A 24,435-nucleotide genomic window follows, 5' to 3' on the forward strand; every position below is an offset into this window, starting at 1 on the left:
GCTCGCACCGAATAGCAATAGCCAAGAACGCTTAGCCGCTATGATCCGATCGGGACGGAGTGCGCCGACCAGACGTCTTGCATGTAGCCGCGGATGGTTCGGTCGGAGGAAAACCAACCGGTACGCGCCGTGTTGAGCGCCGCCATCCGCATCCAGCGTTCCTGGTCCAGATACACGCCATCGACCTCGCGCTGCTTGTCGTAATAGGACGCGAAATCGGAGCAGACGAGGAAGTAATCCGACCAGCGCAGGTTCTCCACCACGTCCGCGTAGCGGTCGGGTTCGCCGGGCGAGAAGACGCCGCTCTCGATATCGGCGATGGCGCCTGCGAGTTCCGGGCTCGCCTCGATGGCCTTGCGCGCGTGTTCATCGACCGCACGACGCTCGATGACTTCCGGTGCGGTCATGCCGAACAGGAAGAAATTGTCTGCGCCGACATGGTCGCGGATTTCGACATTGGCGCCGTCCAGCGTGCCGATGGTCAGAGCGCCGTTGAGCGCGAATTTCATGTTGCCGGTGCCCGACGCTTCCTTGCCGGCGGTCGAAATCTGTTCCGACAGGTCCGCGGCCGGAATCAGCCGCTCGGCAAGCGTGACGTTGTAGTTCGGAAGATAGGCGACCTTGAGGAGATCGGATGTCGCCGGATCGGCGTTGACGGTGCGGGCGACGTCGTTGATCAGGTGAATGATCTTCTTGGCGAAGATGTAGCCCGGCGCGGCCTTGCCGGCGAAAATCTTGACGCGCGGCGTCCAGCCGGCGTTCGGATTCTCGCGCATCGCGCGCCACAGCGCGATGGTCTCGAGGATGTTGAGATGCTGGCGCTTGTATTCGTGGATGCGCTTGATCTGGATGTCGAACATGGCATCCGGATCGAGCATGATGCCCTCGGTCTCGCGTACGAAATGCGCCAGCGCAACCTTGTTCTTCTTCTTGGCCTCGGCGTATTCGTGGCGGAAACCGGCATCCTCGACATGCGGCTCCAGCTCCGACAGCCGGTCGAGATGGCCGACCCAGTCATTGCCGATCGACTTGTCGATCAGGCCGGAAAGCGCCGGGTTGCACGACAGCAGCCAGCGCCGCGGCGTCACGCCATTGGTCTCGTTGACGATGCGGTCCGGATGCAGACGGTTCAGTTCGGAGAAGACCGTCTGCTTCATCAGGTCGGTATGCAGCGCCGACACGCCGTTGATACGGTGCGCCATGATGAAGGACAGTTCGCCCATCTTGACGTGACCATGCTCGATGGCGGTGACCTTGCGGGTCGGATTGCGGCGCGCATGCAGATCGTCGATCCGCTCGATCAGGCGAAGATGGCGCGGCAGGAGCGATCCCATCAGCCCTTCCGACCAGCGTTCCAGCGCCTCGGGCAACAGCGTGTGGTTCGTGTAGGACAGGCAGCCGCGCGCGATATCGACCGATTCCTCGAAATCGAGCCCCTTGTCGTCATGCAGCAGCCGAACGAGTTCCGGGCCGGCGATCGCCGGATGAGTGTCGTTGAGCTGGATGGCGACCTTGTGCGGCAGTTTGCGCAGGTCATCATACTCGGTCAGGAAGCGGCGAAGGATGTCGCGCAGCGAAGCGGCGGTGAAGAAGTATTCCTGCTTGAGCCGAAGCGCCTTGCCCTGCTCGGTGGTGTCGTCTGGATAAAGAACGCGCGAGATGGTGCGCGCCAAAGCCTCGGGTTCTGCCGCGGCTGCATATTCGCCGCGATTGAAGCGCTCCAGGTCGAAGATGCGCGTCGGCTTGGCGTTCCAGAGGCGCAGCGTGTTCGCCCATTTGCCCCGCCAGCCGATGATCGGCGTGTCGTGGGCGGCGGCGATGACACGCTCTTCGGGCTGCCAGACGGCCTGATCGCCGGATTCGACAACCGAACCGCCGAAGCCGATCTCGAAGGTCGCCTCGGGACGCTCGAACTCCCATGCATGCTTGCCCGACAACCAGGTCTCCGGCTCTTCGACCTGGCGTCCATCGACGAAGCGCTGGCGGAAGAGGCCGTGTTCGTAGCGGATGCCATAGCCATGGGCGGGGCAGGCGACTGTCGACAGGGAATCCAGGAAACAGGCTGCGAGGCGGCCGAGGCCACCGTTGCCGAGGGCGGCGTCCGGCTCGTTTTCCAGCACTGCCTCGAAGGAGATGCCGAGTTCCTCGAAGACTTCCTTCGACCGGTCGAGCAGGCCGAGATTGACGATCGCATCCTCCAGCAGGCGGCCGATCAGGAATTCCATCGACAGGTAGTAGACCCGTTTGTGCTGACCGGCATAGGTGGCGCGCGTGGCGTTGAACCAGGGATCGACGATCCGGTCGCGCACGGCCAGCGACAGGGCCACCCGCCAGTCATAGATATGGGCGTGGGCGGGATCCTTGCCGAGGGAATATTTGAGATGGTGCAACAGGCTGTCGCGCAAGTCGGCTTCTGTCATGGTCTGTCCCCTGCCGATAAAAGCAATGATCGGCGAAATCGGATGGAAATGGTCTTGGGAGGCCAAAGCGGTTTAAACGATTGTATCGTCAATCGTGGTTTCGACTGCAACCCGAATGATCGGCGACGGAGGCTCCATCGCGCAAAAAACTGTTTGTGAAAGCCCGGTGTTGCGCGCCCGCAACTTTTCCGCCGCCGCAACGGTTTCCATTTGCACGGAAAACGCACTAGAAGGCGGCAAAGAGACATATTCACAGAGGCGCCGCATGGCCGACAAAACGATACGATTGCACCAGGGAGACCTGTCGGACGAGGCGGCCTCGCGCTACAGCGACAGTATCGCCATCGATACCGAAACGCTCGGTCTCAACCCGCATCGCGACCGGCTGTGCGTCGTCCAGCTTTCGCCCGGCGACGGAACGGCCGATGTGGTCCAGATCGCCAAGGGCCAGAAGAAGGCGCCCAATCTCGTCAAGCTCCTGCGCGATACGAAGAAGACCAAGATCTTCCATTTCGGCCGGTTCGACATCGCCGTCCTGAAACATGCCTTCGGCGTGTCGACGTCGCCCGTCTTCTGCACCAAGATCGCCTCGCGGCTGACGCGCACCTATACCGACCGGCACGGGCTGAAGGATATCTGCCGCGAACTGCTCGGGGTCGACCTGTCCAAGCAGCAGCAATCGTCGGACTGGGCGGCGGAGCAACTGAGCGACGCGCAACTGGAATACGCGGCCTCGGACGTGCTTCACCTGCATGCGCTCATGGCCGTGCTCGAGGAACGCCTCGAGCGCGAGAACCGGACGAAGATGGCGCAGGCCTGTTTCCGCTTCCTGCCGACCCGGTCCGAGCTCGACCTTGCCGGCTGGGACGAACAGGACATCTTCTCGCACAGCTGACGCGACAATGGCCGAACCCCTTCTGATTTTCGACTGCGACGGTGTCCTGATCGACAGCGAGGTGATCTACCTCGATGTCGAATTGACCTTCCTGCGCGATCTCGGCATCTCGGTCGACTGGGCCACCTATGTGCGCGAGTTCATGGCGCTTGGACCGGCGGAATGGCGGATCAAATATGCCGGGCTCATCCTTCGGGAGACAGGCGAACCGCTGCTCGACGCCGGCTTCGAGAAGCTCAAGGCGGAATCACGCCGCCGCGTCGCCGAAGGCATGAAACCTGTCGAGGGCGCGCAGGCGATGCTGGAACGACTGACGCAGAAACGCTGCGTCGCCTCGTCGACGCAACTGGCTTTCCTGCACCGAAAGCTCGACCTCGTGGATTTCTCGCGGTTTTTCAGTAACGGCGTGTTTTCCGGCGACATGGTCGAACACGGCAAGCCCGCGCCGGACCTCTTCCTGCACGCGGCGCAGGCGATGGGTCACGAAAACAGCGACTGCATCGTCATCGAGGACAGCGCCAATGGCGTGCGCGGCGGCAAGGCGGCCGGGCATTTCGTGATCGGGTTCACCGGCGGAAGCCATTGCCGCAAGGGCCATGGCGACATGCTGGAGGAGGCTGGCGCGGATCTCGTGATCGAAAGCCACGACGCGCTTTCGGGCTGGATATCAGCCGAATTGCGGGCCGCCTGACCTCAGGCCCTGCCGGACCGGGCGAAATCTGCTTCGAGCTCGTCAGGCGAAAGGCTTCCCGGTTCGATGCCCTCGACGACGAGACGGCGGCCGAGGTCGCACAGGAACCGGTTGACCGGCACGGGCACGCCGTTCAGGCGGCCGAGCAGGACGATTTCGCCATTGAGGTAATCGGTCTCGATGGACCCGGTCCCGCGCAGGAGACTTTGTGCCGAAGACGAACCGGTTCGCTTGACGCCCTCAACCTCGACGATGCGCATCAGCTCGTCCTGGCGATAGTCATCCGAGACTGCGATGCCGGCTGCGGCCAGCACCGCCTCGGCCTCGGTGCGGGCAGCCTTTCCCAGAGCGGATTGCCGACCTTCACGCCCGCATGCGGCGTCGAGTACGTTTGTGAGATTCATCAGCAGCTTGCCGTATTTCCCGGGCATCACGTCGTCATCGGGGACGCCGGCGAAACCCGCGCCGTCGAGCGCCCGGCAGACATCCGTGACGACCTGGTCCACGCCGGACGGATAGCGCCCGATATTGAAGACACCCCGTTTCGGCGCTCCGTTGATCACGACCTCGCCCGGCCGGACATAATCCGCCGGCATCATCACCACGGCTCCGTAGACATTCTCGAACAGGCGAAGGGCGAGACGCTCGTTTTCGATGCCGTTCTGCATGCAAATGACGGGCTGACCCCGGACACCGCAAATCTGCAGCGCCTCGAGCGCGGCTTTCGTGTCTTGCGTCTTCATCGTCAGGAAGATCACGTCATTGGACCGGAATTCGATCTCCTCGGGCGACGCGACGCAGGCGAAGCGAACCACCTCGTCGCTGTCCGGCGTGCGCAACCGCAGGCCGGTGCTGCGGATTGCTTCCAGTTGGGCCCCGCGCGCGATACCGACGACCTCGCGGCCGGATTGCGCAAGGCTTGCCGCCAGTCCGCCGCCGATCGCGCCGACGCCGTAAAACACGAACCGCATTCAGATACTCCCGATTTCAATCATTTTTCCGACCCGGGCTTGGCGAAGACGCCGACCCGCGCCATCACCTCCTGCGGGATGTCGTAGGTCGACCTGAGATGGTGGTCGGTTTTCAGGCCAAGATAGTCGCGCTGGATGAACAGGACCCATGCCCGGTCGGCGGCCTCCTGGACGAGTTCGTCGCGGTCCCGGTTCGACCCGGGCGTCGCGTCATGCCGGCGCAGCGCCTCCAGCGCTTCCTCCAGCCGCCTGCCGATGCGGCCGAGAGCGGAGGCCGTTTCCTGCATGATTTCGTAGCCGAAGGCGTCGAATCCCTTGTCGGTATTGACGTTTCGGCGGGCGAGAGATCTCGGCGGGCGCATGTTCGAACTGGATCGCGATTGCTTCTGCGTCGGAAAATCGGTCCATGCGCCGCGCCCGTCAACCGCAAGGCACGAAAAAACCCGCCGGACGCTGCCGTCCGGCGGGTTCGTGTCAGCTATCGCGCGAGGCTTAGTTGCCTTCGCGGTTCTTCAGCGCAGCGCCGAGAATGTCGCCGAGCGATGCGCCGGCGTCGGTCGAACCGAACTGTGCCACGGCTTCCTTCTCCTCGGCGATTTCCAGCGCCTTGATGGAGACGGAGATGCGACGCGTCTTCTTGTCGAACTGCGTGACGCGAGCATCGACCTTCTGGCCGACGGCGAAGCGTTCCGGACGCTGTTCGTCGCGGTCACGCGACAGATCCGAGCGGCGGATGAAGCTGTCGACGTCGTGATCGACCAGTTTCACCTCGAGGCCACCATCGGTCACCGCAGTGACCTCGGCGGTCACGACCGCACCCTTGCGCAGTTCACCCGACGCGGCGGCTTCGCCGATCGCATCGCGGCCGAGCTGCTTGATGCCAAGCGAGATGCGCTCCTTCTCGACGTCGACGTCGAGAACCTGCGCCTGGACCACGTCACCCTTGTTGTAGGTTTCGATGGCCTGTTCGCCCGGCATGTTCCAGTCGAGATCGGACAGGTGAACCATGCCGTCGACATCGCCGTCCAGGCCGATGAACAGACCGAACTCGGTCTTGTTCTTGACCTCGCCCTCGACGACAGCGCCCGACGGGTGGCTGTGCGCAAAGGCTTCCCACGGATTTTCGAGCGTCTGCTTGAGGCCAAGCGAGATGCGGCGCTTCTGCGGGTCGACCTCGAGCACGACAACCTCGACTTCCTGGGAGGTCGAGAGGATCTTGCCGGGGTGCACGTTCTTCTTTGTCCAGGACATTTCGGAAACGTGGATCAGGCCCTCGATGCCCGGCTCGATCTCGACGAATGCACCGTAATCGGTGATGTTCGTGACTGTGCCGTTGATCTTCTTGCCGACCGGGTAGTTGGCGCCGATGCCGTCCCACGGATCGGCCTGAAGCTGCTTCATGCCGAGCGAGATACGGTGGGTTTCCTGGTTGATGCGGATGATCTGGACCTTGACGGTCTGGCCGATCGACAGGATTTCCGACGGGTGGTTGACGCGACGCCATGCCATGTCGGTGACATGCAGCAGGCCGTCGATGCCGCCGAGATCGACGAACGCACCGTAATCGGTGATGTTCTTGACGACGCCCTCGACCGTCTGACCCTCTTCGAGGTTCTGGACGATTTCCGAACGCTGCTCGGCGCGGCTCTCTTCGAGAACGGTCCGGCGCGAGACGACGATGTTGCCGCGGCGCTTGTCCATCTTGAGGATTTCGAAGGGCTGCGGGTTGTGCATCAGCGGGGTGACGTCACGGACAGGGCGGATATCGACCTGGGAGCGCGGCAGGAAGGCCACGGCGCCGTCGAGATCGACGGTGAAGCCGCCCTTGACCTGGTTGAAGATGACGCCTTCGACGCGCTCGCCGGCCTCGAACTTGGCTTCGAGCTTGACCCAGCTCTCTTCGCGGCGTGCTTTCTCGCGCGAGAGAACCGCTTCGCCGAGGGCGTTCTCGACGCGCTCGACATAAACTTCCACGGTGTCGCCGACATTCAGCGTACCGTCCTTGGCCCTGGCGCCGAATTCCTTCAGCGCGATACGGCCTTCGACCTTCAGGCCGACATCGACAATCGCCATGTCTTTTTCGATTGCCGTGATGACGCCCTTGACGACGGAACCTTCCGAGGTGTCGCGATCTTCAAAGGACTGTTCGAGGAGGGACGCGAAGTCCTCCTGACTGGGATTCATATCCGACATTAATACTCCTGGGAGCCCGGTATTATGCTTCGGGCAAAGCGCCGGCGGGTTGGTGTTTCGGTTCTCCAAACTGCGATCCGGCCCTGAAACGTCTCGTGGGCCAAATCCGGCGCGGTGATCGCTGTTCGGAATTTGCTAGCTGTTTTCGTTCAAAGCCGCGTCGACAAAGCGTCTCGCGGCCCGGAACGCGGCTTCTATAGTCATTTCCGACGTATCAAGCAAGTGCGCGTCCTCCGCCGGTTTCAGAGGCGAGTCGGCGCGGTTCATGTCGCGTTCGTCGCGCTTGCGGATATCGGCGAGAATGACGTCTTCCTGCGCCTGGCCGCCATTGCCAAGAATTTCGTGATAGCGACGGCGCGCGCGCACCTCCGGCGAGGCGGTCACGAAGAGCTTCACCGGCGCATCCGGACACACGACCGTGCCGATATCGCGGCCGTCGAGCACCGCGCCGTCGCCAGTGGCGGCAAAATCGCGCTGGCGATCGACGAGGATGCGCCGCACGCCGGGCATGACGGCGACTTTCGAGGCCGCCTCGCCGATCTCGTGGGCGGCGAGCACGTCGCGGTGCATGTTGGCGATATCGAATGTGCGGGCCGCCTGCATCGCCGCCGCCTCGTCATCAAGCGGCAAGCCGGTGTCGAGCATCGCTTTGGCGACGGCGCGATAGGTCAGGCCGGTATCGAGATGGCGAAAGCCGTAATAGGCCGCGAGGCGGCGCGACAGCGTGCCCTTGCCGGATGCGGCCGGCCCGTCGATGGCGATTGCAAATGTCATGGCGAGACCTCCATCCCTGCGCCCAGTCCAGTCATCAGATCGATGAATCCGGGAAAGCTGGTCGCGATCATGGAGGCGTCGTCTATGCGCGAACCGTGTTCGGCCGCAAGGCCGAAGACCAGGAAGCTCATGGCGATGCGATGGTCGAGATGCGTTTCGACGACGGCTTCCTCCGTCATTGCACCGAGGCCCTTGCCGCCGGGATGGCCGCGGACCTTCAGCCAGTCGTGTCCGGCGGAGCAGTCGACACCATTGACCTCGAGGCCGTCGGCCATGGCGGCCAGCCTGTCGCTTTCCTTGACGCGCAACTCCTCGATGCCTTCCATCACCGTCTCGCCCTCGGCGAAACTCGCGGCGACGGCGAGCACCGGATATTCGTCGATCATCGAGGGCGCGCGGTCGGACGGCACCACAACGCCCTTCAGATCCGACGACCGGACGCGCAGATCGGCGACATCCTCGCCGCCCTCGTTGCGCTCGTTCGTCACATCGATCACCGCCCCCATCTCCAGAAGGGTCGTGATGAGGCCAGTGCGAGCCGGATTCATCATCACGTTTTCGATGGTCACGTCGGAGCCATGCGTGATCAACGCCGCCACGATCGGGAAGGCGGCGGAGGACGGATCGCCGGGCACCGTGACGGTTTGGCCCGCGAGATCACGCTGCCCCTCGATCGCGATACGGCGCGCGACGGAGGAGTCCGTCTCGATTTCGATCTGCGCGCCGAAAGCCCGCAGCATGTTTTCCGTATGGTCGCGCGTCGCGACTGGTTCGACCACGGTCGTCACGCCGGGCGTGTTCAGACCTGCAAGCAGCACCGCCGACTTGACCTGGGCCGATGCGACCGGAAGCGTGTATGTCACGGGATTGGCGGCGCGCGGACCGTGAAGGGAAAGCGGCAGACGATCGCCTTCCGCCGCCTCGACCTGAACACCCATCAGACGCAGCGGTTCAAGCACGCGGCCCATCGGACGGCGCAGAAGCGAGGCGTCGCCGGTAAACCGGGTGCGCATGTCGTAGACGCCGGCCAGGCCCATGACGAGGCGAACGCCCGTGCCCGCATTGCCGAAATCGAGGGTATCCTCGGGCTCCAGAAGGCATCCGTTGCCGACCCCGTAGACGACCCATTCCTCGCCGGACTTACGAATGCCGGCGCCCATGGCGCGCATGGCGGCAGCAGTGGCCATGATGTCGTCGCCTTCGAGCAGGCCCGATATCCGGGTCTCGCCGGAGGCAAGCCCCCCAAGCATCAGCGCGCGATGGGAAACGGATTTGTCGCCGGGTATTCTCACCGCGCCGGACAGGGCGGAGGAGGTACGCGCGGAGGCGGGTTTGGCAGGGCCGGATTGTGACACGTTTGAGATTCCGGTGGCTTCGTGCGGTCGGTTTCCGCGCCTAGCACAGGATCAGACCAAAATCACCTCGCGCGGACGCTTCGGCGAAGCAAGCGCCGTATCGTCAATTGGCCTTTGACAGGCAAATTCTTTGCCGCTATGGACCGGCGACATTTTTCAGGACGAAAAGCCCCTGTTATCGCCGCCGATCCGTGCGGAACACGAGAATTCACAAGGACGCGACCGTGGCAAAACCGGAACTTGGAACCAAGCGCATCTGCCCCGAAACGGGCCGCAAATTCTATGACCTGAACAAGGACCCGATCGTCTCGCCCTATACCGGCAAGACCTATCCGCTGTCCTATTTCGAAGATACGAAATCCGAGATCATCGAGGAAAAGGCCGAGGAAGCCGAAGAGACCAAGGCAGAACCGGCCGACGAGGAAGAAGACACCGGGACCGCGGAAGTCATTTCTCTGGAGGATGCCGAGGAAGACGAGTCCGGCAAGGACGATAACCTGCCCGACCTCGGCGACAACACCGATGACGACGACCTCGATATCGACGACGACGACGATGACGACACCTTCCTCGCCGAAGACGAGGACGACGATGATGACGACGTCAGCGACATTATCGATGTCGCCGGCGGAGACGACGACGAAAGTTGACGAAAAGCGCGTCGCGGGGACTTGATCTTGCCGCGGCGCGATTGTATCTGACCGCGATCCGCAGGCTCCCCAAGCCTGCCGCGATATTGACGGGGCCATAGCTCAGCTGGGAGAGCGCCTGCATGGCATGCAGGAGGTCAGCGGTTCGATCCCGCTTGGCTCCACCAAATCCCTCCGCGGACGACTGTTTTCCCGACATTGCAATAATCAGACATCGTGGCGTCGCCGCGTGTTCGAGCGCATGCATTCCCGAAATACAATTCGGCTCACACGCTCCGGCGGTATGTACCGAGGCGTGCGCATGGCCGATCGACGGCTCAGCGGTGAGCCCGGATTATCGCGCGCGCAGAAAAAATCCGGGACATCTTCAATTTTTCGTTTCCATACTGTAACATTTCGCGAGTAAGAGTTTGCCAGCGTACGGATTTGGCCCATGCAAGACGACATGCGAGTACTTCTTCATCCCGCCCGCGCCGAGCAACTCATGATGCTGGCGGAGAAATGGCGGTGCAACTCCAGCGAAGCCGTCGAGCGGCTGATTCGCGATAGCATCGCCCAGGGCAACCTGCCGGACACGACCCCAGGGCTCGAGGTCGCGGCGTTCGGAAATCTCGTCGCCTTCAAGATCGATTTCGACCGGACTCCGCCAATGTCCTGGCAACAGGCCATGAAGATCAGCCATGCGCTCGGCCAACTCGTCAACGGCAAGAACGACGGCTTTCGGGCCGCCTACAGCGCCGAGACGAGCCTTATCTTCACGCGCACCGATGACGGTTTCGCCATCAGCTTCACCTCACCGGACAACAGGAAGACTGTGACGGTGACGACGAGCATTCTCGACGACCTCTCGCGCCAGTTCAACGCCGCGGCGATGAAGGCGCAGGCGAACAAGACCGGCCGCCCGGGAAAGCTGCCCTCGGCGGATCAATCGGCCGAAATGCGTGCCTGAGAGGTCGGATCGCGACCTCTAGCGACCCGAACCGCCGTCACGCGCGCGCAACCTCGCATAAAACACTTCCGACAGTGTCAGGAAGGCCCGGTCGACCTCGCCCGGCTCCCATCCGGCATGGATAGCCCAGTCCCGAACTGTTTCCATGTCATCGGCAAGCGCGCTGTCCGCGCGTGATGCGTCCAACGCGTTTTCGAGCATCGCGACGACCTCAGCCTCATCATGGCCGGACTTCAGCAGGTTCGAAATCAAATCCTCGAACGCGGCCATGATCGCCGCTTCGCAGTCGCGGTCACGTCCCCTGTAGGGCGCTACTTGTTTCGGCGGTGAAATCGTCATTCTTCGCGGCCGCGCAAATCCAGTTCCCTGTCGTGACTGCGAAACCGCGCGCGACAAAGCCAGATGATGCTCGCAAGATTTTGCCATTACGTAAAGTCCACCCGCCTGTCCTGGAGCGGTTTTCAAAAGGAATGACAGGGCCATTTCCGCCCTTTGCCGAGCCGCACCCTTGCCCGTTGCGATCGGCGGAGATCACACGAAACGAAAATACCCGAAAAGAAATCGTGACAAAACGATGATTTTCGCGGATAAGCGCGCTGAACACTTTCGGATCCACCGATGACGCCGCTACCGCCACGACATTTGGACATTCTGGAGATCGCCCGGCGTGACGGTCGGGTCGATGTTGAAACGCTCGCGGAACGTTTCAACGTTACGGCGCAGACAATCCGCAAGGATCTGAACGAGCTCTGCGAGGCAGACAGGCTGCAGCGCGTGCATGGCGGTGCGGTATTTCCGTCAAGCACGGTCAATCTCGCCTATCTCGCCCGGCGCGAGATCGCGGCGCCCGGCAAGACGCACATCGCCGACCGCGTCGCCAGCCTCGTGCCGGACGGGTCCTCGCTGATCCTGAATATCGGCACCACAACCGAACAGGTCGCTCATGCCCTGCGCCGGCACCGCGACCTGATGGTGGTGACCAACAACCTGAACGTCGCGATGATCCTGCACGATGCCGAGGGTGTCGACGTGGTCGTGTCCGGCGGCATGGTGCGGAAGGCCGATGGCGGCATCATCGGCGAGGCCGCGGTCGATTTGATCCGGCAGTTCAAGGTCGATTTCGCGGTCATTGGCGCCTCCGCCATTGACGAAGAGGGCACGCTGCTCGATTTCGACTACCGGGAAGTCCGGATCGCCCAGGCGATCCTGTATCAGGCGCGCAAGACGATCCTCGTCGCCGACACGACCAAGTTCGAGCGGCGCGCGCCGGTGCGGATCGGCCAGCTGACGGACATAGACATATTCATCACCGACGCGCCGCCGCCGCCTTCGATCGCGGAAATCTGCGCGGCCGCGGAGGTGGAACTCATCATAGCGGGAGATACCCATGACTGACGCCACACCGCATTACGACATCCTCGTCATAGGCGGCGGCATCAACGGCGCGGGCATCGCGCGCGACGCCGCCGGACGGGGCTTCAGCGTCTGCCTTTGCGACAAGGGAGACTTCGGCGGCGGCACGTCATCGGCATCGACCAAGCTGATCCATGGCGGTTTGCGTTATCTGGAGCATTACGAGTTCCGCCTCGTGCGCGAGGCGCTGACCGAGCGCGAAATCCTGTGGTCGATGGCACCGCATATCATCCGGCCGCTGCGCTTCATCCTGCCCTATCACTCCGGCCTGCGGCCGGCATGGCTGCTGCGCCTCGGCCTGTTTCTCTACGACAATCTCGGTGGACGAAAGCTCCTGCCGGCAACGCGGACGCTGAACCTCGAAACGGACGTAGCCGGCAAGCCCCTGAAGGACAACTTCCGGAAAGCGTTCGAATATTCCGACTGCTGGGTCGAGGATTCGCGTCTCGTGATCCTCAATCTGCGCGATGCGCAGGAGAAGGGCGCGACCATTCATGCGCGCACCGCTGCCGAGAATGCGCGGTTCGATGACGGCACATGGCATGTCACGCTGCGCGACACGGAAACGAACGCGGCGCGCGAGATCAGCGCATCGCTCGTCGTCAATGCGGCCGGTCCGTGGGTGGACGAGGTGCTCAAGCAGGTCTTCGGCCTCAACGACGCGCATAATGTGCGCCTCGTGCGCGGCAGCCATATCGTCGTGAACCGGATCTTCGACGACGATCGCCCCTATATCTTCCAGAACGCGGACGGGCGGATCGTCTTTGCGATCCCCTACGAGGAGGACTACACGCTGATCGGGACCACCGACTCGGAACAGGATGCGATTGACGGTCCGCCACGGATCACGCCCGAGGAGACATCCTATCTGTGCGCGGCGGCAAGCGAGTATTTTTCCAGCCCGGTGACGACCGACGATGTGGTGTGGACATATTCGGGCGTGCGCCCGCTTTACGACGACGGCGCATCCAAGGCGCAGGAAGCGACGCGGGACTACGTGATCCGGCGCGAGGAAACACTCGGCGGCGGCACGCTGATCAACATCTTCGGCGGCAAGATCACCACCTATCGCAGGCTCGCGGAATCGATGATGGACGAGATCGAGGAGACGATGGGTGCACGCCGCGCGGCGTGGACGAAAGGCGCTACGCTGCCCGGCGGCGACTTTCCCGTCAAAGGGTTCGGCGATCTCGTCGCCCGGCTCGGCAAAGGACGCGACGGCCTGGATGCCGCGCTCATCCGCCGGCTTGCCCGGCTCTATGGCACCGATGCGGCGGACATTATCGGCGATGCCCAAACGCCGGACGGCCTCGGGCTCGACTTCGGCCATGGCCTCCATGAAGCCGAAGTGCGGCACCTGATGGAAAAGGAGTGGGCCCGCACGGCTGACGACGTCCTGTTCCGGCGCACGCGCCTTGGTATCCGCATGAGCGAGGCGGAGCGAGAGGCGCTGGCGGACTGGATGGCAAAGGCCCGCGCGGGCGCCTAGTCTGCGATATTCCGCTCCATCAACCTGACGTAAAGGCCGGGGGCGAGGCGGTTGATCCACCAGGCGATGCGGGCCACGCGCCCGACCGGGATCATGGCGCGGCCGCGACGGACGCCATCGAGTATGACACGGGCGGCCTGATCCGAATTCATGTAGTCGATCCCGTCGGCAGCTGAGCCTGGGCGCGCGATACCGCCCGGGCGGTTTTCCGGGTTGCCGAGATTGGTGGCGACGAAGGACGGCGCTGCGATATGGACGGAAACGCCATGCGGCTTTTCCTCCGAGGCGAGCGTGCGGAAAAAGCCCTCCAGCGCGTGTTTCGACGCCGAATAGGCGGAGCGGCGATGCAATGGCGCGAAGCCGGCTACCGAGGAGATCGCCAGATGCGCGCCTCCAGCTTCGCGAACCGCGCGCAACAGCCCGGCCGCGACCTCGACCGCCCCGAAATAGTTCACGTCGAAGACCTTGCGGTGAACTTCGGCCGGCATGTCGGCGAAGAGGCCGATTTGTGTGATGCCGGCATTGTAGATCACAAGATCGATCGAGGGGCGCGAGGCGACGATCGCCGCGCAGGTCTCGCTGACCTGATCATGCTCTGTCAGGTCGCAAGGCCAGACGCCGACAGCATCGCCGAGATCCTTCGCTTTACCGAGTTCCGCACCCGGAAGGTCGAGGATCGCGACATGCCATCCTTCGCCGAGCAGACGTTGCGCCAAGGCGCGCCCGAGCCCGCCCGCGCCGCCGGTGATGACAGCCGTCTTCAAAGCCCCACCGCCTTGCGCCAGAGATCGAAGACCTCCGCACTGGTCCGTTCGGGCACGTAGCCGAATTCTGTTTTCAGTTTCGTGTTGTCGAGTACCGGACGGAACTGCAGAAAGCGCACCTGTTCCGGCCCGTAGCGCGACAGGCCGAGCGGCCGGGCGATGCCAAGAGCGAGCTTCAGCAGGCCCGGCGGCAGCCAGCGCACCCTCTTGCCAAGGGCGCGCGCCAGATCTCGGGTCCCGAGCGCTCCATCGCCCGCGACATTGAAGATACCGGGCGGCCCGTCGGTCGCGGCGCGTTTCAGGATGCGAGCGAGATCCCGTGTCCAGATGAAGACGAAGGGACTGTCGGAGCCGCGAATGCCGAGCAAGGGATCGCGCCGGAAGAGCGCCGTGATCTGGTTCTCGATGCCCTCGCCCAGTACCGTGCCGACGCGCAACACGACCTGCTCCAGCGCGGGATGGTCACACCGCGCCTCGGCCAGCATTTCCTCCACCAGCCGCTTGTGATGGGCATAGGCGAATTCCTCGTTGCCACGCAGGGTGTCTTCCTCACGCAACGGCACCGGATTATCGGCATGGTATCCGTAAGCTGCTCCTGACGAAGTTACCACGATGCGGCGCACGCCATGCGCGATGCAGGCATCGATCACCTTGCGGCTGCCTTCGACATCCACGGAATATTGGAGTTCCCGCGTCGAGCCGGTTGGCGGCGTGACGATCGAGGCGAGATGGACGACGACCTCGGGCTTCCAGTCGCCGATGACCGCGAGCGCATCATCGCCGCGCACGTCCAGCGGCCGGTATTCGACGCTTTCGGGCAGTGTCTTCGGCGGGCGAATATCCGTCGCCAGGACGTCGTCGCCATCCTGCATTTCGGCGAGCAGCGCCTGGCCGATGCCTCCGGCGGCTCCCGTGATCAGGATACGTGTCATCGCGCCGCCTCGGTACGGGCCATCAACCATGCGAGGCCGAGACCGGACACGGCGTGCCAGATGCCCCAGAAGGCCGCGACGACCGCCATGCCGCCCAATCCGTGGAAAAAGGCGAAGATCAGGATCAGGCCGAGCCCGGAATTCTGGATACCGGTCTCTATGGTGATGGCGCGGCGATCATAAGGGCTGACGCGCGCCAGCGTAGCGGTCGCAAAGCCACCGCCAAGCGCCAGCGCATTGTGCGCGATGACCAGCGCCGCGACCGCCCCGATATAGGCTAGGAAGAAGCCCCAGTTCGCGGCAAGAGCGATGACGATGAAGGCGATGAATATCACCATGGAAAGCATCTGCATCGGCCTGCGGATGCGCGCCGCGATGTCCGGATTGCGGGCGTTGAGCAGGATGCCGAGACAAAGCGGCAGGACCAGCATCAGAAAAACCGTGACGGCCACGGTCACCGGGTCAATCGCGGTTTCCTGCAGGATCTTGCGCGTCGGCGCGTAGAGGCTGCCCCACAGGCCGATATTGAAAGGTGTCATCACGATGGCGGCGACAGTGGCGATCGCTGTTATGGAAACCGACAGGGCCGTGTTGCCGCCGGCGCGGTGTGTGATGAAGTTGGAGATATTGCCACCGGGACAGGCCGCAACAAGAATCAGGCCGAGTGCGATGGACGGGCGCGGCCCGACTGCGAGAATGAACAGGAAGGTTACGACCGGCAGGACGACGAATTGCGACAGCAGGCCCGCCACAAGCGGTTTCGGCGCCCTCAGGAGCGCGTGGAAATCCGCCGGCCTCAGGTCGAGCGCGATGGAAAACATCACGATCGCCAGTATCGCATTCAGCAGCGTCAGCGAGCCGGGGCTGAAATTCAGGAGAACGGTATCGATATCGCCCGACATCACGCGGCACCCTTCAGCCTTGCGATGCGCGACGTGACGGCGTTCCTGAACGTCGCCTTGTCGACGTAATAGGCCATGCGCGGCAGATCGATATAATTCATCCCGCCGGTCGCCCGATCGAAGCCGCCTGCTTTTTCCGCATGCATCGCCTTCGCCGCCGCGGTTCCGTCGCGCAGGCCGCGTATGTAGCGCGCGACCATTTCGGCCTGCTCGTGACGGCCTTGCCAGCCGAGGCCGGATGCCTCGACCATGCCCATCAGGAACAGGTCGTCACGGTTCGGATGCATGCAGTTGAGGAAGAGATGCGGCGCATCGCCCTTCCAGTTGAGCAGGGCGTCGTCGATGAAGGGGTAATGGAGCTTGTAGCCGGTGGCGGCGAGGACCATGTCGTACTCGCCGCTCGTCCCGTCCCGGAAATGCACGGTCCGGCCATCGAAGCGCTCGATATCGGCGCGGATCCTGATGTCGCCGTGACCGGCGTGGAACAGGATCAGCGAATTGACCACCGGGTGGGATTCATAAAGCTGGTAGTCCGGTTTCGGGAAGCCGTATTTCTGCGGGTCGCCGACGAACCATTTCAGGATCATCGCGTCGACCTTGCGCTTGAGCCACATGGGGAGCTTTATCGCGCCGCCCATCGTGTCGGCCGGCTTGCCGAAGACGTATTTCGGCACGAAATAATAGCCCCGCCGCATCGACAGCTCGCATGAGACGCCGTGATGGATCGCATCGACGGCGATGTCGCAACCGGAATTGCCCGCCCCGATGACGAGAACCCGCTTGCCGTCGAACTGGCGCGGCGAGCGATACCGGCTCGAATGGATCAGTTCGCCGGTAAACTCGCCCGGAAAGTCCGGCATGTTCGGTTCGGAAAGCGTGCCGTTGGCAATCAGGACGCCCGCGAATACATCGTCATGCGTTTCGCCGGTGTTGTCGCGCCATGTCACGCGCCACCCCTCGCCATCACCGCCCAAGGGCTCGACGCGAAGGACCTCGGTCTCGAACAGGAAATGCCGCCGCAGATCGAAACGGTCGGCGAAGTTGCGGAAATAGGATTTCAGTTCGCGGTGCGACGGGTATTCGGCGACCGCGTCGTCCATCGGGAAATCGGCAAATTCCGTCATCGTCTTCGACGAGATCAGGTGCGCCGTCTCGTACATGGTCGAGCGCGGACCATCGATATCCCAGAGACCGCCAACATCCGAATGCAGTTCGAATCCCCGGAACGGGATGCCCTGCTCGACGAGCATCTTCGCCATGGCGAGGCCCATCGGGCCGGCACCGATCAGCGCGTAGCTGTCACGGTTGCGAACGCCCTCCTCCGGCGTCCGGCTTTCAGCTTGCGTCATGTTTCCTCCCCGGGCTTTCGCGTCCCGATCCAAGTCTAGTATTGAACGATCGTTCAATTTAATGCAAGCTGGATTTCATGACCGACGCCAAGGCCCCGCCGCGCAAGCGCGCTCCCTCCAAGCGCTCCCTCGAAACGCGCGCCCGCATTCTCGATGCAGCGGAAGTGCTGTTTGCCCGAGGCGGCTTCGACGGCGCATCGATGCGCGATATCGCGACGGCTGCCGATGTGCCGGTGGCGCTGGTCAATTTCCACGGCGGCGCGAAGGAGGACCTTTTCGCGACCATCGTGGCGCGGCGTGCGGACGCGTTGTCGCAACGGAGACTTGCCGCGCTTGCAACTGCAAAGGAAAAGCAATCCGCCCCTGACCTGCGCGACGTGCTCGATTGCTTCATCCGGCCCTATATCGATCTCGCCAGGACCGGCGGACCGCAATGGACCGCTTACGCAAGGCTGATCGCCCATGTTTCGGCGGATGAACGCTGGCGGCCGATCAGCGAACGCTGCTTCGACCCGACAGCGGCCCTCTTTACGGCTGAGCTCGCGAGGCTTTTCCCGGCCACCCCGCCGTGCCGGATCGCAGGGGCTTTCGTGTTCTCGATCTCGGCGATGCTTTCGCTCGCCACCTCGCGCTGGCGTATCGAAGCCATGGCCGGCGTGCCGCAGGGCGGAAATGGCGGTATCGACGACTGGGCGGATGTCCTGATCGACTTCAGCGAAGGCGGCTTCCGGTCCGTGATGGCCGGCGCCTAAACCGCCGTCTCAGGCGTCGTCGCCTTCGGCGGCGCGACGGTCGGCGGCCAATTGCGCGCTGATTTCGGCCGATACTTCGCGCACACGATTTCCGATGCGATCGACAACATCCCGCGCAGCCGACTCGTCGGCGATCGTGACGCAAAAGGTGCCGATCGGGCTGGTGCCGCCGTCGAAGATCGGCGCGGCGATGCCGGTAACGCCTGGCGTCACTTCGCCGGACGCGACGGCATAACCCCGGCGGCGGATCCGACGCAGTTCCGCCTGCACCTCGTCCAGTGTCGCGCCGAGGCCGACAGCCTCCATTTCGGACCGGTTGGCCTCGACGATGGGTGCGAGCTTGCGCCTGTTCAGGGCCGACATGACGGCGCGCGAGATCGCGCCGCGCGCCAGCGGCAGCGGACGGCCGCGCGGATAGTCGTTTTCAAGGTCCGGCGTGGCGGATTCCGATGCAACGACGAGGAGCTTGTTGCCGTACCAGCGCACGAGAAGCGCCGCGCAGGGCCAGGCCGCAGCGCAGGACTCCATGTGGGGGCGGGCATACCGTTCCAGCGTATCGGACTTGCGCACCAGGAAATCGAGTTCGACGACGCGCGGGCCGAGCGCGAAACCGCCGGTGGGCATCGATGTCACGAAGCCCGCTTCCCTCAGGATCTTGAGATAGCGATAGAGCGTCGGCCGGCTGTAGCCGAGTTCCTCCATCATTTCGTCGGGCGTCCATTCAAGACGGTCCTCGCCGAACACATCGAGCAACGCAAGGATGCGCTCGAGACTGTTCTTTCTTTCCAAGAATCGCCCCCCTTGTCGCTGCGCGCCGCATTCATCTCCGGCTTCGCGCGCATCGGAATTCCCGCGTCTTAGCGGGGAACGTCAGGCGATGAAAGGGAATGTTCAGCCAGTCCTTGGCGTCGAACAGGAGTCCCGGACGATGAGGTCGCCGTGCAAAAGTGTCGTTTCGGCGGGCACGGTGCGCCTCGGCAGATAATCGAGCAGGTGCGCCATCGCCAATTCGCCGATCTGCCCTCGCGGCTGACGGATCGTCGTCAGAGACGGGGAGATGTTGTGCGCGAAAGGTATGTCATCGAATCCGATCACCGAGAAATCGCGCGGCACGTCGTATCCGCGCGACTGCAGCGATCCGATGACGCCGATGGCCGTGCTGTCGTTGTAACAAACGAAGGCGGTCGGCAGGCTGTCGCGGATGAACAGACGCTCGATCGCTGAGCGCCCGCCCTCGCTGGTGCCATCGCCCTGGATCTTCCAGAAGGAACTCTGGTCGGAGGACTCCGACAGCGCCATGCAATATCCCCTGTAGCGGTGATCGGACGCGATTTCGCCGGAGGGTCCGGAGATGAAGGCGATCCGGCTGTGCCCGAGCGAGATGAGATATTCCGTTGCGACCTTTGCGGCGGCGACATCGTCGACGCCGACATAGGCGATGGCTTCCGGACTGACCGGGCGCAGCACCGCAACCATCGGCGGCAACGCCGCCTCGGGGTTCTTCGGCCATCCGGCAACGGGTACGTGGCCTGTAAGGAGGACGAGACCGTCGGCCATGCCCGTCGACAGGAAGCTGAGATACTTCTCCTCAAGGCCGACATCGCCCTCGGTGTTGCCGATCAGCACGCCGTAGCCGCGGCCATTGGCGACCTTCTCGAGCCCGGTTAGGATGCCCGGGAAGTTCGGATCGGAAATCGATTGCGCCAGCACCATGACCATGCGCGAGCGCTGCATGCGAAGGTTCTGCGCCATGGCGTTCGCGGTGTAGCCCGTGCGCGCGATTGCGGCCGTGACCTTCTTGCGCGTGCTTTCGGCCACTTTCTCCGGCGAACGGATGGTTCGACTGACCGTGGCGATCGAAACGCCGGCAATCTTGGCGACGTCCTCGATCGTTGCGGGCCTGAGTGGCTGGGTCTTCAAGTCTTGTGATGTCATGTGCTCGCGAACCGCGCACAAGAGGCGCCGGGAATCGGTGCCGGGAATGCGCACAATAACCAACCTTCATGGCTATGATAAGGTTCACAGGCACCAATGAAAAGGTTTACATAATTCGTGAAAAGGTTTACAGAAGATGCGCCGATTGAGGAGTCGGACTGCTTTGGGAGGAGCGCGCCGTGCTGACGACAGCCAGCGGGAACACATCTGTGCTAGCCGCCGAGCGCGTCAGCAAATCGTTCGGGAGCGTCCCCGTCCTTTTCAGCGTCTCGTTCGACATCAGAGCCGGCGAGGTCCACGCGCTGATCGGCGAAAACGGCGCCGGCAAATCCACCCTCATGAAAATTCTGTCGGGTTTCCACGACACGACGTCGGGCACGATCCGCCTCGATGGCGAAGCCCTGACCCTGCCGCCGAACGGACAGGCGGAAGCGCTGGGCATCGTGCTGATCCACCAGGAGCTCAATCTCGCCGAACAGATGACGGTCGCCGAGAATATCTATCTCGGACGCGAACTGACGAAGAACGGTTTTCTGAACCGGGCCGAGATGGCGCGACGGGTGAGCGACATGCTCGCCGAAGTCGGCCTCGACATCTCTCCCGGATCGCGCATCTCGGAGCTTTCGATCGCGCAGAAGCAGATGGTCGAAATCGTCAAGGCAATGAGCCGCAACGCCCGCGTCCTGATCATGGACGAGCCGACCGCGGTGCTTACCGAGGCGGAGACCGAACTATTCTTCAAGCAGGTCCGCAAACTCAAGGCGGGCGGAACCGCCATCGTCTTCGTCTCGCACAAGCTCCACGAGGTCAGCGAAATCGCCGACCGGGTCACAATCCTGCGCGACGGTCAGTGGATCACGACCAAACCGGCCGGCGAATTCACACTGGATAGCATGGCGCAGCTGATGGTCGGCCGCGAATTGTCGGATTTTTATCCGCCGCTCAACGAGGCCGATGTCGATGCCGACGTGGTGCTGGCGGTTCGCAATCTCTCCACGCGCAATCTGCGCGATATCTCTTTCGAGCTGCGCAAGGGCGAGGTGCTCGGTTTTTCAGGCCTGATCGGATCCGGCCGCTCCGAACTGTTCGAGGCAATCTGCTGCCTGCGGGACCGGGACAGCGGTACGGTGCTGGTCGACGGCCGGGAGACGAATTTCTCGTCCGTCGCCGAAGCCCGCGATGCGGGAATCGTCTACCTGACCAAGGATCGCAAGGAAAAGGGCCTCCTGATGGAACAGGGCATGCGGCCCAACATGACGCTGCTCGCCCTGCCAAAATTCACGCGGCATTTCATGCTCGACCGGGCCGCCGAACAGGCCGCCCTTGAGCGCGGCATCCGCCGCTTCGACATTCGTACCCGCAATCCGGACATCAAGGCGCGCGAGCTCTCCGGCGGAAACCAGCAGAAACTGCTGCTCGCCAAGATCATGGAGGCCGATCCGCGCGTCGTCATCATCGACGAACCGACACGCGGCATCGATGTCGGCACCAAGCAGCAGATCTACCACTTCATCGCTGCGCTCGCCGCCGAAGGGATGTCGGTCGTGGTGATCTCGTCGGAAATGCCGGAAATCATCGGTGTCTGCCACCGCGTCCTCGTGATGCGCTCGGGACGGATCACCGGCGAGTTGACCGGTGACGCCATCAACGAAAACGAAATCGTGCGTTACGCCGCCGGATTGAAAGAGGAAAGAACCCGTGTCTGACACCGCAGCGCCCCGGTCCGCCAGGCCCCGCATGACCGCCATCGATTTCAAGACGCTCGGCCCGGCGATGGCGCTGATCCTGCTTTGCGTCATTGGCTTCATGCTGAACCCGGCCTTCCTGAGCGAGGGCAACATCACCAACCTGCTGACCCGCTCGGCCTTTATCGGCATCATCGCCGTCGGCGCGACCTTCGTCATCACCGCAGGCGGCATCGACCTGTCCGTGGGCTCCATGGCCGCGGTGATCGCCGGCGTCATGATCATCGTGATGAACAATTCGATCGACACGTTCGGCGCCGGCGTGACGACCGTGCTGATCGGCTGCGGCTGCTCGGTCCTGCTCGGGCTCGGCGCCGGCTGGATCAATGGAACGCTGACCACCAAGGGCAAGATCGAAGCCTTCATCGTCACGCTCGGAACGATGGGCATCTTCCGGTCGCTGGTCACCTATTTTGCCGATGGCGGAACGCTGTCGCTCAATTTCGAAATCCGCACGACCTACAGGCCGGTTTACTACGACAGCTTCTTCGGCCTGCCCTTCCCGGTCTGGGTGTTCATCGCGGTCTCGATCGCCGGTTGGGTGCTGCTCAACCGCACAGCATTCGGCCGTTACTGCACCGCGATCGGCTCGAACGAGGCCGTCGCGAAATACTCCGCGATCAAGGTCGATCGCATCAAGACCTGGACCTATGTGCTGCAGGGCCTCTGCGTCGCCCTGGCAACGATCATCTATGTGCCGCGGCTCGGGTCCGCCTCCTCGTCGACGGGCGTCTTGTGGGAACTGGAAGCCATTGCAGCGGTGATCATCGGCGGAACCGTGCTGAAGGGCGGTTACGGGCGCATCGGAGGGACCATACTCGGGGCGCTGATCCTGACCACGATCGGCAATATCCTGAATTTCACCGACATGATCTCGAACTACCTGAACGGCACCATGCAGGGCCTGATCATCATCGTCGCCGTGTGGCTGCAGCGCGGCGACTGGACAAGGCGAAGTCCGCCGAAAACCTGACCAAGAATTCGCGCGTCGAACCAGGAAGCGAACCGACGTCGTGAAGAGCCGGGCGTTCCCGGAACGGGGAAGCTCACCAAAGAAAAGTCAATGGAGGAGTTAACATGAAATTGAAATCGGCCTTGATGGCCCTGGCCTTGGGCGGCGCCCTCGGTCTGGCCGGCGCGGCGAACGCGCAAGAGAAGATCAAGATCGGCGTGTCCTACCCGACGCCGACCCATGCATGGGCGGCCGGCATGAACTGGCACGCGGAGAAAGCCGAGGAACGGCTCGAGGCGCTCTATCCCGATATCGACCTGATCCTGGTCAACTCGCCCGATCCGGGCGCCCAGGCCAGCGCACTCGAAGACCTCGTTTCGGTTCACCAGATCGACGCGCTCGTCGTCCTGCCGTTCGAATCCGAGCCGCTCACCGATCCGGTTCTCAACGTCAAGAAGACCGGCGCGCTGATCACGGTCGTCGATCGCGGATTGAGCCAGCCGGGCATCGAGGACATCTACGTCGCCGGCAACAACCCGGAGATGGGCCGCGTCTCGGCGGAATACATGAAGGGCCGGCTCAAGGACGGCGACAACATCGTCATCCTGCGCGGCATCCCGACCGTGATCGACAATGAGCGCTTCGACGCGTTCATGGCCGGCATCGAAGGCTCCGGCATCAATGTCCTCGACCACAAGCACGCCAACTGGAACCGCGACGACGGTTTCGAGGTCATGCAGGACTTCCTCAGCCGCTTCCCCGATATCGACGCGGTCTGGGCGCAGGACGACGACATCGCCATTGGCGTGGTTGCCGCCCTCAAGCAGGCCGGACGTGACGGCGACGGCATGTTCGTCGTCGGCGGCGCCGGCATGAAGGAGACCATCAAGGGTATCATGGACGGCAACGAACTCGTGCCGGTCGATGTGCTTTATCCGCCGGCAATGATCGCGACGGCGATGGACGTGACGGTTGCCGCGTTCAAGTCGAACGGCCCGGTCGCCGGCCGCTACATTCTCGGTGCGACGCTGGTCACGCAGGAAAACGCCGAATCCTTCTATTTCCCGGATTCGCCCTTCTGATCCGGACCTGAAAACTGCTACTAATGTGCGGGGGAAGAGCGATCCTCCCCCGCGCACCAAACAGAGGAAAAGTTCCATGAAGACCATCAAGGGCCCGGCCCTGTTCCTTGCACAGTTCGCCGGAGACGAGGCACCGTTCAACTCCTGGGCGTCGATCACGAAATGGGCCGCCGATTGCGGCTACAAGGGCGTGCAGGTTCCGAGTTGGGACGGACGCCTGAT

Annotated in this window: 24 protein-coding genes, 1 tRNA gene and 1 pseudogene; 12 read left to right on the forward strand and 14 right to left on the reverse strand. The window is 63.0% G+C overall.

The genetic code is table 11. From position 1 onward, the window contains the following. Window positions 1–38 precede the first annotated feature (38 nt). Window positions 39–2,420: a glycogen/starch/alpha-glucan phosphorylase gene (locus LC343_RS21440; RefSeq protein WP_223479225.1), complete on the reverse strand. Its 2,382-nt coding sequence runs from the start codon at window positions 2,418–2,420 to the stop codon at window positions 39–41. A 265-nt stretch (window positions 2,421–2,685) separates the two neighbouring features. On the opposite strand from LC343_RS21440, the gene LC343_RS21445 reads away from it, so the two are divergent. Next, on the forward strand, window positions 2,686–3,315 hold the full coding sequence (locus tag LC343_RS21445) for a ribonuclease D (protein ID WP_223479226.1): 630 nt from the start codon (window positions 2,686–2,688) through the stop codon (window positions 3,313–3,315). Between the two features lie 7 nt (window positions 3,316–3,322). Then, window positions 3,323–4,006, forward strand: a complete 684-nt coding sequence (locus LC343_RS21450; protein ID WP_223479227.1) for an HAD family hydrolase — start codon at window positions 3,323–3,325, stop codon at window positions 4,004–4,006. Window positions 4,007–4,008: 2 nt separating this feature from the next. Here LC343_RS21450 and LC343_RS21455 read toward each other — a convergent pair whose 3' ends face one another. From LC343_RS21455 to aroA, 5 genes are all read right to left on the reverse strand, one after another. Continuing rightward, window positions 4,009–4,977: a ketopantoate reductase family protein gene (locus LC343_RS21455; protein WP_223479228.1), complete on the reverse strand. Its 969-nt coding sequence runs from the start codon at window positions 4,975–4,977 to the stop codon at window positions 4,009–4,011. Window positions 4,978–4,997: 20 nt separating this feature from the next. Beyond that, complete coding sequence (locus LC343_RS21460; protein WP_223479229.1) at window positions 4,998–5,339, reverse strand: DUF6665 family protein; 342 nt, start codon at window positions 5,337–5,339, stop codon at window positions 4,998–5,000. 130 nt (window positions 5,340–5,469) lie between these two features. After that, complete coding sequence (rpsA, locus tag LC343_RS21465) at window positions 5,470–7,170, reverse strand: 30S ribosomal protein S1 (RefSeq protein WP_223479230.1); 1,701 nt, start codon at window positions 7,168–7,170, stop codon at window positions 5,470–5,472. A 135-nt stretch (window positions 7,171–7,305) separates the two neighbouring features. Then, window positions 7,306–7,944 (reverse strand): (d)CMP kinase, encoded by a 639-nt coding sequence (gene cmk, locus LC343_RS21470; protein ID WP_223479231.1) that lies wholly within the window; start codon window positions 7,942–7,944, stop codon window positions 7,306–7,308. Beyond that, window positions 7,941–9,299 (reverse strand): 3-phosphoshikimate 1-carboxyvinyltransferase, encoded by a 1,359-nt coding sequence (aroA, locus tag LC343_RS21475; protein ID WP_223479232.1) that lies wholly within the window; start codon window positions 9,297–9,299, stop codon window positions 7,941–7,943. The genes cmk and aroA overlap by 4 nt, the downstream gene beginning before the upstream one ends. Before the next feature lie 224 nt (window positions 9,300–9,523). Between aroA and LC343_RS21480 the strand changes: the two genes are divergently transcribed. The 3 genes from LC343_RS21480 to LC343_RS21490 all read left to right on the forward strand — a co-directional run bounded on the left by LC343_RS21480 (window position 9,524) and on the right by LC343_RS21490 (window position 10,898). Continuing rightward, a complete protein-coding gene (locus LC343_RS21480; RefSeq protein WP_223479233.1) occupies window positions 9,524–9,949 on the forward strand; it encodes a TIGR02300 family protein in 426 nt (141 codons plus the stop codon). Between the two features lie 91 nt (window positions 9,950–10,040). Then, window positions 10,041–10,116: transfer RNA gene (locus LC343_RS21485), tRNA-Ala, on the forward strand. 266 nt (window positions 10,117–10,382) lie between these two features. Further along, window positions 10,383–10,898 carry a hypothetical protein gene (locus LC343_RS21490; protein ID WP_223479234.1) on the forward strand — a complete coding sequence of 172 codons (516 nt, stop codon included), beginning with the start codon at window positions 10,383–10,385 and terminating at the stop codon, window positions 10,896–10,898. An 18-nt stretch (window positions 10,899–10,916) separates the two neighbouring features. Here the strand turns inward: LC343_RS21490 and LC343_RS21495 are convergent, their stop codons facing one another. Both LC343_RS21495 and LC343_RS21500 read right to left on the reverse strand, forming a co-directional pair. Beyond that, window positions 10,917–11,168 (reverse strand): hypothetical protein, encoded by a 252-nt coding sequence (locus tag LC343_RS21495; RefSeq protein ID WP_223479235.1) that lies wholly within the window; start codon window positions 11,166–11,168, stop codon window positions 10,917–10,919. A gap of 22 nt (window positions 11,169–11,190) precedes the next feature. Then, entirely contained in the window at window positions 11,191–11,514 is a 324-nt protein-coding gene (locus LC343_RS21500) for a hypothetical protein (RefSeq protein ID WP_223479236.1), read from the reverse strand. Window positions 11,515–11,516: 2 nt separating this feature from the next. On the opposite strand from LC343_RS21500, the gene LC343_RS21505 reads away from it, so the two are divergent. Then, on the forward strand, window positions 11,517–12,293 hold the full coding sequence (locus tag LC343_RS21505) for a DeoR/GlpR family DNA-binding transcription regulator (protein WP_223479237.1): 777 nt from the start codon (window positions 11,517–11,519) through the stop codon (window positions 12,291–12,293). After that, window positions 12,286–13,800 (forward strand): glycerol-3-phosphate dehydrogenase, encoded by a 1,515-nt coding sequence (gene glpD, locus LC343_RS21510; protein ID WP_223479238.1) that lies wholly within the window; start codon window positions 12,286–12,288, stop codon window positions 13,798–13,800. The genes LC343_RS21505 and glpD overlap by 8 nt, the downstream gene beginning before the upstream one ends. Here the strand turns inward: glpD and LC343_RS21515 are convergent. The 4 genes from LC343_RS21515 to LC343_RS21530 are packed head-to-tail and all read right to left on the reverse strand — an operon-like array spanning window position 13,797 to window position 17,747. After that, window positions 13,797–14,564: an SDR family NAD(P)-dependent oxidoreductase gene (locus LC343_RS21515; protein WP_223479239.1), complete on the reverse strand. Its 768-nt coding sequence runs from the start codon at window positions 14,562–14,564 to the stop codon at window positions 13,797–13,799. The two genes, glpD and LC343_RS21515, sit on opposite strands and share 4 nt — an antisense overlap. Next, window positions 14,561–15,496, reverse strand: coding sequence for an SDR family oxidoreductase (locus tag LC343_RS21520; protein ID WP_223479240.1), 936 nt, complete (start codon window positions 15,494–15,496; stop codon window positions 14,561–14,563). The genes LC343_RS21515 and LC343_RS21520 overlap by 4 nt, the downstream gene beginning before the upstream one ends. After that, window positions 15,493–16,398 (reverse strand): bile acid:sodium symporter family protein, encoded by a 906-nt coding sequence (locus LC343_RS21525; RefSeq protein ID WP_223479241.1) that lies wholly within the window; start codon window positions 16,396–16,398, stop codon window positions 15,493–15,495. The genes LC343_RS21520 and LC343_RS21525 overlap by 4 nt, the downstream gene beginning before the upstream one ends. Next, entirely contained in the window at window positions 16,398–17,747 is a 1,350-nt protein-coding gene (locus LC343_RS21530; protein WP_223479242.1) for a flavin-containing monooxygenase, read from the reverse strand. The genes LC343_RS21525 and LC343_RS21530 overlap by 1 nt, the downstream gene beginning before the upstream one ends. A 77-nt stretch (window positions 17,748–17,824) precedes the next feature. Here LC343_RS21530 and LC343_RS21535 point away from each other — a divergent pair, with 77 nt between their 5' ends. Next, window positions 17,825–18,499, forward strand: a complete 675-nt coding sequence (locus tag LC343_RS21535) for a TetR/AcrR family transcriptional regulator (protein ID WP_223479243.1) — start codon at window positions 17,825–17,827, stop codon at window positions 18,497–18,499. Between the two features lie 9 nt (window positions 18,500–18,508). Here the strand turns inward: LC343_RS21535 and LC343_RS21540 are convergent, their stop codons facing one another. Together LC343_RS21540 and LC343_RS21545 are read right to left on the reverse strand one after the other, a co-directional pair. Continuing rightward, window positions 18,509–19,288, reverse strand: coding sequence for an IclR family transcriptional regulator (locus LC343_RS21540; RefSeq protein WP_223479244.1), 780 nt, complete (start codon window positions 19,286–19,288; stop codon window positions 18,509–18,511). A gap of 102 nt (window positions 19,289–19,390) precedes the next feature. Next, on the reverse strand, window positions 19,391–20,434 hold the full coding sequence (locus LC343_RS21545) for a LacI family DNA-binding transcriptional regulator (protein WP_223479245.1): 1,044 nt from the start codon (window positions 20,432–20,434) through the stop codon (window positions 19,391–19,393). A 179-nt stretch (window positions 20,435–20,613) separates the two neighbouring features. On the opposite strand from LC343_RS21545, the gene LC343_RS21550 reads away from it, so the two are divergent. The 4 genes and pseudogenes from LC343_RS21550 to LC343_RS21565 all read left to right on the forward strand — a co-directional run. Continuing rightward, entirely contained in the window at window positions 20,614–22,140 is a 1,527-nt protein-coding gene (locus tag LC343_RS21550; protein ID WP_223479246.1) for a sugar ABC transporter ATP-binding protein, read from the forward strand. Window positions 22,141–22,171: 31 nt separating this feature from the next. Further along, window positions 22,172–23,152, forward strand: coding sequence for an ABC transporter permease (locus tag LC343_RS21555; RefSeq protein WP_223479253.1), 981 nt, complete (start codon window positions 22,172–22,174; stop codon window positions 23,150–23,152). 104 nt (window positions 23,153–23,256) lie between these two features. Beyond that, window positions 23,257–24,213 (forward strand): substrate-binding domain-containing protein, encoded by a 957-nt coding sequence (locus LC343_RS21560; protein WP_223479247.1) that lies wholly within the window; start codon window positions 23,257–23,259, stop codon window positions 24,211–24,213. 76 nt (window positions 24,214–24,289) lie between these two features. Continuing rightward, window positions 24,290–24,435: pseudogene (locus LC343_RS21565) on the forward strand (sugar phosphate isomerase/epimerase); the annotation flags it as partial.

The organism is Oricola indica, from assembly GCF_019966595.1.
GTDB lineage: Bacteria > Pseudomonadota > Alphaproteobacteria > Rhizobiales > Rhizobiaceae > Oricola > Oricola indica.